General features: G+C 67.8%; 12 protein-coding genes and 2 pseudogenes. 3 read left to right on the top strand and 11 right to left on the bottom strand.

Annotated features, from left to right (window positions below):
* From PHD22_RS03585 to purU, 4 genes are all read right to left on the bottom strand, one after another.
* On the bottom strand, positions 1–848 hold an 848-nt coding region (locus PHD22_RS03585; RefSeq protein ID WP_299862391.1), incomplete at its 3' end, for an FAD-dependent oxidoreductase.
* The gene (locus tag PHD22_RS03580; protein WP_299862388.1) at positions 845–1,102 is read right to left on the bottom strand and encodes a sarcosine oxidase subunit delta; all 258 of its coding nucleotides are present in this window, start codon (positions 1,100–1,102) and stop codon (positions 845–847) included. The genes PHD22_RS03585 and PHD22_RS03580, both read right to left, overlap by 4 nt.
* A 24-nt stretch (positions 1,103–1,126) precedes the next feature.
* Positions 1,127–2,368, bottom strand: coding sequence for an FAD-dependent oxidoreductase (locus PHD22_RS03575; RefSeq protein ID WP_299862385.1), 1,242 nt, complete (start codon positions 2,366–2,368; stop codon positions 1,127–1,129).
* Positions 2,369–2,388: 20 nt separating this feature from the next.
* Positions 2,389–3,249 (bottom strand): formyltetrahydrofolate deformylase, encoded by an 861-nt coding sequence (purU, locus tag PHD22_RS03570; RefSeq protein WP_299862382.1) that lies wholly within the window; start codon positions 3,247–3,249, stop codon positions 2,389–2,391.
* Between the two features lie 146 nt (positions 3,250–3,395).
* Between purU and PHD22_RS03565 the strand changes: the two genes are divergently transcribed.
* Positions 3,396–3,998 carry an XRE family transcriptional regulator gene (locus PHD22_RS03565; RefSeq protein WP_299862381.1) on the top strand — a complete coding sequence of 201 codons (603 nt, stop codon included), beginning with the start codon at positions 3,396–3,398 and terminating at the stop codon, positions 3,996–3,998.
* A gap of 144 nt (positions 3,999–4,142) precedes the next feature.
* Here PHD22_RS03565 and PHD22_RS03560 read toward each other — a convergent pair whose 3' ends face one another.
* The 3 genes from PHD22_RS03560 to PHD22_RS03550 all read right to left on the bottom strand — a co-directional run bounded on the left by PHD22_RS03560 (position 4,143) and on the right by PHD22_RS03550 (position 7,547).
* Positions 4,143–5,591, bottom strand: coding sequence for an ammonium transporter (locus tag PHD22_RS03560; RefSeq protein ID WP_299862379.1), 1,449 nt, complete (start codon positions 5,589–5,591; stop codon positions 4,143–4,145).
* An 11-nt stretch (positions 5,592–5,602) separates the two neighbouring features.
* Positions 5,603–5,941, bottom strand: a complete 339-nt coding sequence (locus tag PHD22_RS03555; protein ID WP_299862376.1) for a P-II family nitrogen regulator — start codon at positions 5,939–5,941, stop codon at positions 5,603–5,605.
* A 1,159-nt stretch (positions 5,942–7,100) separates the two neighbouring features.
* Positions 7,101–7,547: a GNAT family N-acetyltransferase gene (locus tag PHD22_RS03550; RefSeq protein ID WP_299862374.1), complete on the bottom strand. Its 447-nt coding sequence runs from the start codon at positions 7,545–7,547 to the stop codon at positions 7,101–7,103.
* A 208-nt stretch (positions 7,548–7,755) separates the two neighbouring features.
* Here PHD22_RS03550 and PHD22_RS03545 point away from each other — a divergent pair, with 208 nt between their 5' ends.
* Positions 7,756–8,025, top strand: a complete 270-nt coding sequence (locus PHD22_RS03545) for a hypothetical protein (protein WP_299862372.1) — start codon at positions 7,756–7,758, stop codon at positions 8,023–8,025.
* Here the strand turns inward: PHD22_RS03545 and PHD22_RS03540 are convergent.
* A complete protein-coding gene (locus PHD22_RS03540) occupies positions 7,929–8,669 on the bottom strand; it encodes a hypothetical protein (protein WP_299862369.1) in 741 nt (246 codons plus the stop codon). The genes PHD22_RS03545 and PHD22_RS03540 overlap by 97 nt on opposite strands.
* Positions 8,670–8,789: 120 nt before the next feature.
* The gene (locus PHD22_RS03535; protein ID WP_299862366.1) at positions 8,790–10,256 is read right to left on the bottom strand and encodes a PLP-dependent aminotransferase family protein; all 1,467 of its coding nucleotides are present in this window, start codon (positions 10,254–10,256) and stop codon (positions 8,790–8,792) included.
* Between the two features lie 24 nt (positions 10,257–10,280).
* Between PHD22_RS03535 and PHD22_RS03530 the strand changes: the two genes are divergently transcribed.
* Positions 10,281–11,018: a pyridoxamine 5'-phosphate oxidase family protein gene (locus PHD22_RS03530; protein WP_299862363.1), complete on the top strand. Its 738-nt coding sequence runs from the start codon at positions 10,281–10,283 to the stop codon at positions 11,016–11,018.
* 37 nt (positions 11,019–11,055) lie between these two features.
* Here the strand turns inward: PHD22_RS03530 and PHD22_RS03525 are convergent.
* A pseudogene (locus tag PHD22_RS03525) lies at positions 11,056–11,392 on the bottom strand (IS5/IS1182 family transposase); the annotation flags it as partial.
* A 22-nt stretch (positions 11,393–11,414) separates the two neighbouring features.
* Positions 11,415–12,716: pseudogene (guaD, locus tag PHD22_RS03520) on the bottom strand (guanine deaminase); the annotation flags it as partial.
* Positions 12,717–12,728 lie beyond the last annotated feature (12 nt).

The following is a 12,728-nucleotide window of genomic DNA, read 5'->3' as shown; positions in this document are numbered from 1 at the left end:
ATCACGCCGGGCAGGTCGTTGTTGCGGAAGACGGCGGGCTGCTCGAAGGCGCCGCTGGCCACTACCACGCTGCCGGCACGCATTTTCAGCATCCGGTCGGCGCTGACCAGCGGAATCCAGTGGTCCTTGTAGTAGCCGGCGGCGTAGGTGCCGGTGAGCACGCGGATGCGCGGCTCGGCGGCGATCTTTGTCAGCAGCTCGGCCAGCAGCCGGCGGCGGCCGCTGTCGTTGCCGAGCTGGTAGCCGGCGCTGCCGCCAGGGCGGGCGTTCTCGTCCACCACCACCACGTGGGCGCCCTGGGCGGCGGCGGCCAGGGCGGCGGACAGGCCGGAGGGGCCGGCGCCGATCACCAGCACGTCGCAGAAGTCGTAGGCCTTGGGCGTGATACGTGGGGGGCTGGCCAGGTCGACCGCGCCGAGGCCGGTCATGGCGCGGAACATGCGCTCCCACATCGGGAACAGCTTTTTGGTGTGGAAGGCCTTGTAATAGAAGCCGACCGGCAGGAAGCGCGCTATCTTGCCGAGGAAGCGGCCTTTGTCTTCGGCCAGGCCGCCGAAGGTGTTCACCGCGGTGAGCGTCATGCCGGCCACGAGGGGCGTCACGTCGGCGCGCAGGTTGGGCTGGTCGCCCCACTGGTGGAGGGCGTTGGTGTCGTGGTTGGCCAGGGACAGCACGCCCCGCGGCCGGTGGTACTTGAAGCTGCGGCCGAGCACGCGCACGTCGGCGCCCCACAGGGCGGAGCTGATGGTGTCGCCGGCGTAGCCCTTCAAGGTCCGGCCTTCGAAGCTGAATTCGACGGGCTTGGAGCGGTCGATCCACTCACCGCTGGTGGCGGGCAATCGCATCATTCTTCTCCCGGGTAAAAGTAGGTCTTGAGCACGACGTCTTTCTCGGTGTCCCGCTCGGCGATGAACCAGGTGTTGCTGGGGGTGTGGCACCACCATTCGCGCTTCACGCCGGGGGCGCCGTTGCGGTTGAAGACGTAGTCCGCCCATTCGTCGTCGCTGGCGGTGGTGGGCTCGGGCATCGGGCGCACTTCGCCCCAGTAGAAGAACTCGGAGACGGGGCGGGGGCCGTTGAGGGGGCAGGTCAGGATCTTCATGGCGGTTTCCTCTCAGTGACCGACTCAGTGGCCTACACTCGCCGCGCCCTTTTCGCCGGTGAGGGCGAAATTGCGGAAGCGCTCGAGGGAGAAGCCGGTGATCAGCGGGTGGGGCGTGTCATTGACCAGCGTGTGGGACATGGTCTTGCCGCACACCGGGGTGGCCTTGAAGCCCCAGGTGCCCCAGCCGGAATCCAGGTAGAAGCCTTCCACCGGGGTCTTGCCCATGATCGGGGCGAAGTCGGGCGTCATGTCGGCCATGCCGGCCCACTGGCGCATCACCTTCACGTTGGAGAGGAAGGGGAACATCTCGAGCATGTGGGTGCTGAGGCCCTCGACGAAGTCCAGGGTCGAGCGGGTGCCGTGCAGCTCGTAGGGGTCGAGGGAGGCGCCCATCACCAGCTCGCCGCGGGCCGACTGGCTGATATAGACGTGCAGGCTGCCGGACACCAGGATCGGGTCGAGCCAGGGCTTGACCGGCTCGCTGACCATAGCCTGCAGCGGGTGGATGTAGAGCGGCGTTTTGACATCCACCATCTTGAGGATGCGCGGCGTGGAGCCGGCCACCGCGCACAGCACCTTGTTGGTGGCGATGTAGCCGCGGGATGTCTTGACGCCCTTGACCTTGCCGCCCTGCACGTCGATGCCGAGCACCTCGGTCTGCTGGTGGATCTCGACGCCGCGCTGGTCGGCGCCGCGGCCGTAGCCCCAGGCCACCGCGTCGTGGCGGGCCACCGAGCCGGGCGCGTGGTACAGCGCGCCGAGGATCGGGGCGTGGCCGGCGCAGGACAGGTCGATCATCGGGGCGGCTTCCTTCACCGCCTCGGGGCCGACGACTTCCGAATTGACCCCGTAGTGCTTGTTCACCTCGGCACGCCAGCGCATGGTGCGCAGGGCCGAGTCGGTGTGGGCGAGGGTGAAGTGGCCGCGGTTGGCGTAGAACAGGTTCAGGTCGAACTCGGTGGACAAGTCCTGCCACAGCTTCACCGACTCGTCATAGAACTTGACGCCCTCGGGGGTCAGGTAGTTGGAGCGGATGATGGTGGTGTTACGGCCGGTGTTGCCGCCGCCGATGTAGCCCTTCTCGAGCACGCAGACGTTGGTGATGCCGTGGTCGCGGGCCAGGTAGTAGGCGGCGGCCAGGCCGTGCCCGCCGGCGCCGATGATCACCACGTCGTAGCTCGACTTGAGCTTGTCGTGGTGGGTGAACATCCGGGGTTCCGGATGCTTCTTGTTGAGCGCGAAGCGCAGCAGTCGCCAGGGCATGGTGGAGTCCTCAGTGGCGGTTAGCGGAAAACGACGGTCTTGTTGCCATGCACCAGCACCCGGTCTTCGAGGTGGTAGCGGAGTCCTCGGGCCAGCACCGCCTTCTCGATGTCCTTGCCGTAGCGCACCAGGTCGTCCGGGGCGTCGGAGTGGTCCACCCGAATCACGTCCTGCTCGATGATCGGGCCCTGGTCGAGCTCGCTGGTCACGTAGTGGCAGGTGGCGCCGATCAGCTTCACGCCGCGGGTGTAGGCCTGGTGGTAGGGCTTGGCGCCGACGAAGCTGGGCAGGAAGCTGTGGTGGATGTTGAGGATTTGGCCCGGGTAGCTCTCGCACAGCTCGGACGACAGGATCTGCATGTAGCGGGCCAGCACCATCACGTCGCCCTCGGCCTCGCGGAACAGGTCGGCCACCTTGGCGTAGGCGGCGGGCTTGTTGTCGGGGGTCACCGGCACGTGGTGGAAGGGGATGCCGTGCCATTCCACAAAACCGCGGAAGGTCTCGTGGTTAGAGATCACGCAGGGGATCTCGATGTTCAGCTCGTCGGCCTGCCAGCGGGCCAGCAGGTCGTACAGGCAGTGCTCCTGCTTGGAGACCAGAATCACCACGCGTTTTTTGCGGGCGGAGTCGCTGATGCGCCAGTCCATGGCGAACTCGGCGGCGATGGGGGCGAACTTGTCGCGCAGGGTGTCGATGCCGAAGGGCAGGGAGTCGGCGAGGATCTCCTGGCGCATGAAGAAGTGCTTCGCTTCGGCGTCGGCGTGGTGGCTCGCCTCGGTGATCCAGCCCTGGTGGCTGGCGAGGAAACTACTCACCGCGGCCACGATGCCGACCCGATCGGGGCAGGACAGGGAGAGGGTGTAACGACGACTCGATGGCATGGGTTCAACTCCGTCGAAAGTTCATGTGAAGAACTAATGTTGCACATGGTGCATCTTGCAATGCAGCAAGTCAACTATTTTTCCTGGGGTGAAACACGTGCCGTCTGTGCAATAATTCCGACATCGTTTTTCAGGGGAGAAAACCCATGAGTGACGCCGATAATTCCGGCAGCCTGGAGCGCTACCTGGGCAACACGATCCGCGACCTGCGCCAGAAACACGGCCTGACCATCGCCGACGTGGCCAACCTGGCGGGCATCAGCCGGGGCATGCTGTCGAAGATCGAGAACGCCCAGACGGCCACCAGCCTTGACACCCTGTCGCGCCTGGCGGCGGCGCTGGGCGTCTCCATCGCGACCCTCTTCCGCGGCTACGACGTGCGCGACGGCAGCGCCCAGCTGGTCAAGAGCGGCGAGGGGATGGAGGTGGTGCGGCGCGGCACCAAGAAGGGCCACACCTACCACCTGCTGGCCTACGACCAGGGCCCGACCAAGGTCTTCGAGCCCTTCCTGATCACCATCGACCACGAGTCCGAGACCTTCCCGATCTTCGAGCACCCGGGCACCGAGTTCATCTACATGCTCGAAGGCGAGATCGAGTACCGCCACGGGCAGAACACCTACGTGCTCACTCCCGGCGATTCGCTCACCTTCCGGGCCGACATTCCCCATGGCCCCGAGAAGCTCACCCGCTGCCCGATCCGTTTCCTCAGCGTGCTGATGTATCCCAACGCCGCCGACGCGGCCTGACGCCCGCGCCCACCGGGCACAGGCCCGGACATGACACGGCCCCGGTGGCCGGTCGGGCACCGGGGCCGTGCAGCGCTGGCTGGTCGCCGCGGGCTCTGCGGTGATGGCGTTGCACGGCCACCATCGCAGGCCAGGGCCCCCGGCTCAGGTGTGGTAGGCCGATTCGCCGTGGGTGGTGATGTCCAGCCCCTCCCGTTCGTCGTCGGGGCTGACCCGCAGGCCGATGGTCACGTCGATCAGCTTGAAGGCCACGTACGATACGACCCCGGACCACAGCACCGCTGTGCCGACGCCCCAGGCCTGGGCGATCATCTGGTTGCCCATGTCGAAGACGCCAGGGGCGTTCGCCACGTAGTCCCACACCCCGGCGCCGCCCAGCTCCGGCGAGGCGAATACGCCGGTGAGCAGGGCCCCCAGGATGCCGCCGACGCCATGCACGCCGAACACGTCGAGGCTGTCATCCACGCCCAGCATGCGCTTCAGGCCATTGACGCCCCAGTAGCACACGATGCCGCCCAGGAAGCCCATGACGATGGCGCCCATCGGCCCCACCAGGCCGCAGGCCGGGGTGATTACCACCAGGCCGGCGATTGCGCCGGAGACTGCACCCAGCATTGACGGCTTGCCCTTGAGGAGGGCCTCGGCCACCGTCCAGGCAACCGTCGCCGCGCAGGTCGCCACCAGGGTGTTGAAGAAGGCCAGGCCCGCGGTGGCGCCGGCTTCCATCGACGAGCCCACGTTGAAGCCGAACCAGCCGACGAACAGCAGCGACGCGCCGACCATGGTCATGGTCAGGCTGTGGGGTGGCATCGATTCGCGGCGGTAGCCGATGCGCGGGCCAATCACGAGCGCACCCACCAGCGCCGCGATGCCGGCATTGATGTGCACCACGGTGCCGCCGGCAAAGTCGAGGGCGCCCTTGTTGAACAGGAAGCCGGCAAACTCGCCCGCCTTCTCGGCCGCCTCGGCGGAGGTGAAGGCATCCGGGCCAGCCCAGTACCACACCATGTGGGCCATCGGGATGTAGGAGAAGGTGAACCAGAGCACCGCGAAGATCAGCACCGCCGAGAACTTGATGCGCTCGGCAAAGCCGCCGACGATCAGCGCCGGGGTGATCGCCGCGAAGGTCAGCTGGAAGGCCGCGAAGATGTACTCCGGCAGCACCACGCCCTTGGTGAAGGTGCCCACCACGCTGTCCGGCGTCACGCCCTTCATGAACAGCTTGTCGAAGCCGCCGATGAAGGCATTGCCGTCGGTGAAGGTGAGGCTGTAGCCATAAGCGGCCCACAGCACGCCGAGCAGGCAGAACACCACCATGGTCTGCATCAGCACCGACAACATGTTCTTGGTGCGGACCATGCCGCCGTAGAACAGGCCGAGGCCCGGCATGGCCATCATCACCACCAGCAGGGCGGCGGTGATCAGCCAGGCTGTGTCGCCCTTGTTGGGGACGGGCGCCGCCGGAGCGGCGGCTGCGGCGGTGTCAGCCACGGCGGTGACGGCCGCAGCGGCCGCGGGAGCCTCCTCGGCCCACGCCGGGGCGGTGAACAGGATCGCAAGCAGCAGGGTCGCAAAAACGAATAAGCGTTTCATGGGAGTTCTCCTCAGAGGGCTTCGCCGCCGGTCTCGCCGGTGCGGATGCGGATGGCCTGTTCGAGATCGATGACGAAGATCTTCCCGTCGCCGATCTTGCCGGTGGCGGCGGCCTTTTCGATGGCCGCGATGGCCTCGTCGAGCAGCGCGTCGGGGACCGCGGCCTCGAGCTTCACCTTGGGCAGAAAATCCACCACGTATTCGGCGCCCCGGTACAGTTCGGTGTGGCCCTTCTGGCGCCCGAAGCCCCTGACGTCGGTCACGGTCACGCCCTGCACCCCGACCACGTTGAGGGCCGTCCGCACCTCGTCGAGCTTGAACGGCTTGATGATTGCGCTAATCAGTTTCATGGCGCGCCGCTCCATACATACCGCCGGCAGGCATCTGCCCGACCGGCATTCCGTGCTGGTGAACTGTCATTTCCGTTACCTCCCGATTTGCATTAAAAGGAAAAAAAGTTTCCTTTTGTGGTGCACGAAGCATGCCAGATCGTGCGCTGCAGCAAATCAAGGGTTTAGGGCGCAGGGGGGCTGGATTCCTGCACCAAAACGCGGCGGTGGGGTAGGGGGAGGCACCAAAAGTGGTGGGGACTGCGGTGTGCGGATGGATTGCGATTCGCTGATGGAGACCAGTGGCTTTCCGTTGTTTGGCGTTTCGTTGGCCGGGTCCCGCCCCGGCGGGCGTGTTACTTCTTTGCGTCGCCAAAGAAGTAACCAAGAAAGGCGACCCCGCTTCACCGGTCCTCTGCTCAAGCGTTGCTTGATCAGAGGACTTCCCTGCGCTGCTCGCCCCCGGCGGCCGGCGCGGAACTCGCCCGCTACGCGGGCTCAAACAGCCGCGCCGGACATCCCCGCCGGGTTCTGTGCTGCTCGGCGGCTCGGAAGGGGCTTTTCGGAGTCACCGAGCGTTGCAGGGCGGTAAGGTGGGATCGGCGGAAAAGCGAAAAGCGGAAAGGTGGAAATGCATCAACCCGACGCTGCACCTTGTGCGATGCAAGGTTTATGTGGATGGGGCCGGTTTATGTGGGGGTGACTTCAGTCGCCCGCGGAGGTAAAACCCGGGATCTACCCTGATTTTTCCGGCTGAGGGCGACTGAGGTCGCCCCTACAAAACCACAACAACGCAGCTGCAAGCCACGCAAAAACTCCACAGATGACGGTGACCTAGCCATAGCAAATCGGGGCGCGGTTTGGCTCGTTGATTACACAAGCCGCTTCAGTAAAGGCTCGGTGTCTGCTCAAAGCCCCTTCTGAACCGCCGAGCAGAGCAGGGGAGTCGGCGGCGTAGCCGACGACCGGTGAAGCAGGGTCGCCTTCTTTGCCTGCTTTCTTGGCGAAGCAAGAAAGCAGGGCGCCCGCCGGGGCGCGACCCGGCCAGCGAAACGCCAAACAACGGAAAGCCGTTGGTCTCCATCAGCGAACAAAAACACCGGATCGGACGACGATCCCAGCGCCATCGAGCACCTGATGTGCGCAGGCAAAACAGCAGTGGCAAATTCGCCGATCAGGATTAGCGCGTCCTCTTCAGCACGAACGCGTTGCCCGCCGGCGCGAAGCCCAGCCCGGGGTAATAACCCATCGCCGCCGGCGCCGACAGCAGCACGATGGAAACCTCGTCGCCGAGGGCGGCCCGCAGCCGCTCCACCAGACCGCTGCCGATGCCCCTGCGCTGGAAGGCCTGGTCCACCGCCAGGTCGGACAGGTAGCAGCAGTAGCTGAAGTCGGTGAGCGCGCGGCACAGGCCTATCAGGGTGTCGCCCGACCAGGCCGAGACGACGATGTCGGCGGCTTTGAACATCCGCCCGATGCGGGCGCTGTCGTGGGTGGGGCGCTGGATGCCGGAGGCGTCCAGCACGCGGAGGATGTCGGCAAGCGCCAGCGGGGTGTCAATGCGGTAGTCGATCACGGAGGCTCCCGGGTGGGGTTTTGGCGAGGTCCGATGATACGCCCGGCTCATCGGCGAGCCCGCTCAGGAAGCGTGCCTTGAGCCAGCATTCGGCCCACTCGTCGGTGTCTACCGAGTCATGCACCACGCCGCTGCCGATGCCCATCCGGCCGTGGCCGGCGGTATCGATGAGGGGGGCGCACGCCGCACTCTTCGCAGGCCTTGAAGGAGCACGGCATGATGCCCCATCTCCTTGCCTTCGGCCACGATGGTGTCCCAGATGGTAGACGTGCGCAGCTTCGACTGCGCCGCCGAGATCCTCAAGCACCTGGGCGTGCGCTCGGTGCATCTGCTCAGCAACAACCCGCGCAAGAAGGACGAGCTGGTGAAGGCCGGCATGCCGGTGACCCGCGTCGTCCCGGTGGTGCCGCCCCACAACCACGAGAACGTACGCTACCTCAACACCAGGGCAGGCATGCGCTGGTGCAGGGCTTCCAGGGCCCGCTGGGCCTGGGGTGCGTTCACGGGGTGGGCGGTCTTGTCGCGGTAGAAGCGTAGCGCCTCGGCGTCGTAGGGGCGGAAGCGCGGGCCCTGCTCCAGCATGCGCCACAGCACGGTTTGTTCGGTGGGCTTGAGCCCGAGGTAGTCCGCGTCCATCTGGGCTTGCTGGTGCTGCGCGGCCCCCAGCAAGCCCACCTCGAAGCGCCTACTCAGGGCTGCCAGCGGGCTGAGGATCTGGCCCAGGGCGGCCATGAAGAACTGGGGCCGATGCCCGAACACTTCAAAGGCTTGCAGCAGCAGGGCCTGATCCACCGGCTTGAGTTCTGGCCGCTGGGCTTCGATCAGGGCGGCGATGTGAGCGATGAAGTCGGGCCCCAGGGGCGGCATGCGCTGGATCTGCGAACCGTAGAACGGCGCGCCGGCTGTGTTGACGAGGTGCAGAAGCTTGTCGCGGTCGGAGCCCGACATCACCAGCATCAGGTTCACCACGCCGGGCTGGTTGAGCTGGTCACGGGCCGATTTGAGGGCCGTCATGGCCGCCTCACCGGCTTTGCTGGTGAGGACGTGCTGGGCTTCGTCGATGATCAGCGCCACCGGCTGGCCAGCGTGCTCATGCAGCAATCGCAGGGCATCGGTGAGGGTCAGCCCATCGACCTTGCCGATCTTGCTGGTGTCCACCTCCAGACCACCCACCTTGACCTTCCCCAGGCTGGCCTCGTCGCCCGGTCTGGCCCGGCTCGCCGCTGCCCTGGCCGAGCTGGCCGCCCGCCCGCTGCGGCGGTGGGCAGCGGTTGAGCCAGGCCCTTCAGTCTCTCAGCCCATTAACCCTCTGCGTGCCTGCGCCAGCCGGCCGACCAGCTCGGGGATGCGCGCTTCCTCGGCGATGCCGTAGCCGAGCAGCAGGCCGTTGGCGCCAGCCTGCCCCGCGTAGTAGGCGCTCAGGGGGCGAGCCGCCACGCCCTGCGCCCAGGCCGCCCGGGCCACTGCGGTGTCGGGCGGGCCGTCCGGCAGGCGCAGCACCAGATGCAGCCCGGCCTGCCCGCCGAGCACCGGGCAGGCGTCGCCGAAATGGGCCGCCAGCGCGCTGCGCAGCACCTGCTGGCGCGCCTGGTAGATCGGCCCCATGCGGCGCAGGTGGCGGGTGAGCTGCCCGCTCTCCAGAAAGTGCGCCAGGGCCCGCTGCTCGACGGCCTGGCCGCCCCGGTAGAGGCTGCGGATCGCCTCGCCGAGCCCGGCCGCCGCCCAGCGCGGCACCACCATGTAGGCGATGCGCAGGCCCGGGTAGAGCAGCTTGCTGAAGGTGCCCACATAAACCACCGGAGCGTCCGGGCGCAGGCCCTGGATGGCCGGCAGCGGCCGGGCGCCGGGCTGGGCGTGGTTGAAGTCGCTGTCGTAGTCGTCCTCGATCAGCCAGCCGCCGCCCGCCTGCACCCGCTGCAGGAAGTCCAGCCGGCGCTCCAGGCTCAGCACGCTGCCCAGCGGATACTGGTGCGATGGGGTGACGAACAGCAGGCGCGGCGGGGCGGCCTGCCACAGCGCCGGGTCGGGCGCCATGCCGTCGTGGTCCACCGGCACGTCGACGATCTTCAGGCCGGCGGCCTGCATGGCGTTGCGGGCCGGCGCGTAGCAGGGGTTCTCGAGCCAAGCGGTGTCGCCGTCGTCGGCCAGCAGGCGGGCGCAGGCGTCGACGGCGACCTGCCCGCCGGCGACGATGAAGACCTGCTCCGGCGTGCACGCCACCCCGCGCCGGGCCGACAGGAAGCCGGCCACCGCCCGGCGCAGCTCGGGCTCGCCGCCGGGTTCGGCGTCGGCCAGCTGGCGCGCGCTCACCTCGCCCCAGGCCTGCTGCAGGAAGCGCGCCCAGCTGCGCCACGGAAAGGCGTTGAGGTCGGAGACGCCGGGCGCGAAGGGCAGCAGGCTCTCGCCGCGCTGCACCGGCGGCAGCCCGCGGGCGCGGCGCGACAGCATGTCGGCTGCGCCGGCCGGCGCCCCCGCCGCGGCACCCGGCTGGCCCAGCGGCAGCGCGGCCACCCGGGTGCCGCCCCGATCGGCCTCCACGAAACCTTCGGCCAGCAGCAGCCGGTAGGCGAACAGCACGCAGTTGCGGGCCATGCGCCGGTCGGTGGCGAGCTGGCGACTGCCGGGCAGGCGGGCGCCCGGTGGCAGGCGCCCGTCGAGGATGGCGGCCTTGAGCGTCTGGTATAGGCGCAGCTGGCGCGCCTCGCCGGCGGGCGGGGCGTCGTCGAGGACGGCGAGGATGAGGTCGAGTTCGAGGGACATCTGGCTCCGTGCAGGCGCTGCGGGGTGGTTCCATGGATGGTGCCACGACGCGGCTATGCTGGAGGCTCACTTTTCAAGGAGCACGTCATGCCCTCGCCGTCGCACACCACACGCACCGAAGTCCGCCGCCGACCCCAGCGGGCCCACCATGATGCCGGCACGATCCGAGCCATCATCGACGAGGCGCTGGTCTGCCAGATCGCCTTCAACCAGGGCGGCAGCGTGCATTGCCTGCCGATGGCCTGCTGGCGCGAGGGGGATTTTCTGTACATCCACGGGGCCAACAATTCGCGCCTCGTCCAGACCCTGCTGGAGCACGAATGCGCCGTGAGCATCACCCACCTGGACGGGCTGGTGCTGGCCCGCTCGGCCTTCCGTCACTCGATGAACTACCGCTCGGTGGCGATCTACGGCCGCTTCGAGGCCGAGGACAACCCGACGGCCAAGGCGGCGGCTTTTCGGGCCTTCGTCGAGCACGTCAGCCCGGGCCGCGCGGCGCAGGTGCGTCCGCCGTCGCCGGCTGAGCTGGCGGGGACGCGCCTGTTGCGCATCGCCCTCGACGAGGCGGTGGCCAAGATCCGCAACTGGGGCGCGGAGGACGCCGACGAGGACATGGCGATCCCGGTGTGGGCTGGCGTGCTGCCGGTGGCCCTGGGGGCCGGGCCACTGCAGCCCGAGGCCGGTTGTGCTGCAAAGCTGCCACCGCTGGCGCCTGCCTTCATCGGCGGGCGGCGCGGTCCGGCCGATAACGGCGATGGCTGACCGACCTCGCTGCTAGGCGCGGGGCGGGCGCTTGCCCGCCCTGGCGCCCCGCAGCGTGCGCCAGGTGGTTCGAGCGCCGTTTCGGCGGCGCTGGACGCTTGACCTGAATGGCCGCGAGCACCGCCTCCAACTGCGTCACATCATTCCGGTGCTTTGATCATCGCCCCATCGATACTTTGTCAGCGCCAGGCGATGCCTTCCAACTCATCGTACTCCGCCAGCCCGGCACGCCACAGCGCCTCGAAGAAGCCCGCTTTCTCCCATTCCAGGAAGCGCTTTCCATCGGCAAGCCGGTGCGCAGGACAAACACGATGGCCTCAAAAACCACCCGTGCCGGCTTGGGTTTGCCCCCCATCAGCTCACGGTTGTTTTCTTGTCGCTCGAGGTGCATTTCTCCCCCATTACATGCGTCGCCTCCACGCATCTCTCATCCCCCAGGATCATCAGCGCGAACAGTCTTTCCGCCAGGTTGCGGGTGCTGTCCATGCGCCAGGCGAGTTCGGGGGTGGCGGTCCAGTCGAGTACGGTGAAGTCGGCTTCGCGGCCGGGCTGGAAGTTGCCGATGTGGTCGTCCAGGTAGAGGGCGCGGGCGCCGCCGAGGGTGGCGAGATACCAGCCGCGCAGGGCGGATAGGGGGGTGCCGTGGGTCTGGCTGGCCTCGTAGGCGTGGGCGAGGGTGCGGATCAGGCTGAAGCCGGTGCCGCCGCCCACATCGGTGGCGAGGCCCACGCGCAGGCCGGCGGCGGTGCTGGCGGCGTAGTCGAAGGCGCCGCTGCCGAGGAAGGCGTTGGAGGTGGGACAGAAGGCAACGGCGGCTCCGGCGGCTGCCATGCGCTGCCGCTCCGCCTTGGACAGGTGGATGCCGTGGCCGAAGATCGTCCGTGGTCCGACCAGCCCGAAGTGTTCATACACGCCCAGGTAGCTGGGCTGTTCCGGGAAGAGGTGTTCAACCCAGGCGATTTCGGCCCGGTTCTCGGCCAGGTGGGTCTGCAGGTGGAGGTCGGGACGGGAGGCCAGCAGTTCTCCGGCCACCGCCAGCTGAGCCGGCGATGAGGTGGGGGCGAAGCGCGGGGTGAGGGTGTAGCCCAGACGGCCCTTGCCGTGCCAGCGTTCGATCAGGGCCTGGCTGTCTTCCCGGGCACGGGCCGGGGTGTCCTGCAGGGCCGCGGGGCAGTTCCGGTCCATCAGCACCTTGCCGCACAGCATGCGCAGCTGGCGGGTTTCGGCCGCTTCAAAGAAGGCATCCACCGAATGGGCGTGGACCGTGGCAAATACCGAGGCGGTGGTGGTGCCGTGGGCGAGCAGCCGGTCCACCACGAAGGCGGCGGTCTTTTCGGCTACGGCCCGCTCGGCAAAGCGGGCTTCGGCGGGAAAGGTGTAGTCGTTGAGCCAGTCGAGCAGCTGGCGGCCGTAGGAGCCCATGATGCCGGCCTGGGGGTAGTGGAGGTGGGTGTCCACCAGACCGGGCAGGATCAGCTTGCCTTGGTAGTCATGGAGGTGTGCGGTGTGGCGCACGTCCGGCGGCAGGTCGGCGCAGATGGCCGGCCAGGGGCCGGCCGCCCGGATCCGCCCATCGGCGATCCACAGGGCGCCGTCGTCGAAGAACTCCCAGGCGCCGGGGTCATCCGTGGGGCCGGGATCGTTGAGGAAGTGGAGAACCTGGCCGCGGACCAGGATGTGGCGGGTTGGCAGGCTCACAGGGCCTCCGCT

Source organism: Zoogloea sp. (genome assembly GCF_028693495.1).
Lineage (GTDB): Bacteria > Pseudomonadota > Gammaproteobacteria > Burkholderiales > Rhodocyclaceae > Zoogloea.
This window is presented reverse-complemented; position numbering and strand designations above follow the sequence as displayed.

Excerpts from the sequence above, each read along its gene's own strand:
- PHD22_RS03580 (WP_299862388.1), bottom strand. The coding sequence starts at position 1,102 with ATGAAGATCCTGACCTGCCCCCTCAACGGCCCCCGCCCCGTCTCCGAG.
- PHD22_RS03575 (WP_299862385.1), bottom strand. The coding sequence starts at position 2,368 with ATGCCCTGGCGACTGCTGCGCTTCGCGCTCAACAAGAAGCATCCGGAA.
- purU (WP_299862382.1), bottom strand. The coding sequence starts at position 3,249 with ATGCCATCGAGTCGTCGTTACACCCTCTCCCTGTCCTGCCCCGATCGG.
- PHD22_RS03565 (WP_299862381.1), top strand. The coding sequence starts at position 3,396 with ATGAGTGACGCCGATAATTCCGGCAGCCTGGAGCGCTACCTGGGCAAC.
- PHD22_RS03560 (WP_299862379.1), bottom strand. The coding sequence starts at position 5,591 with ATGAAACGCTTATTCGTTTTTGCGACCCTGCTGCTTGCGATCCTGTTC.
- PHD22_RS03555 (WP_299862376.1), bottom strand. The coding sequence starts at position 5,941 with ATGAAACTGATTAGCGCAATCATCAAGCCGTTCAAGCTCGACGAGGTG.
- PHD22_RS03550 (WP_299862374.1), bottom strand. The coding sequence starts at position 7,547 with ATGAGCCGGGCGTATCATCGGACCTCGCCAAAACCCCACCCGGGAGCC.
- PHD22_RS03545 (WP_299862372.1), top strand. The coding sequence starts at position 7,756 with ATGGTAGACGTGCGCAGCTTCGACTGCGCCGCCGAGATCCTCAAGCAC.
- PHD22_RS03535 (WP_299862366.1), bottom strand. The coding sequence starts at position 10,256 with ATGTCCCTCGAACTCGACCTCATCCTCGCCGTCCTCGACGACGCCCCG.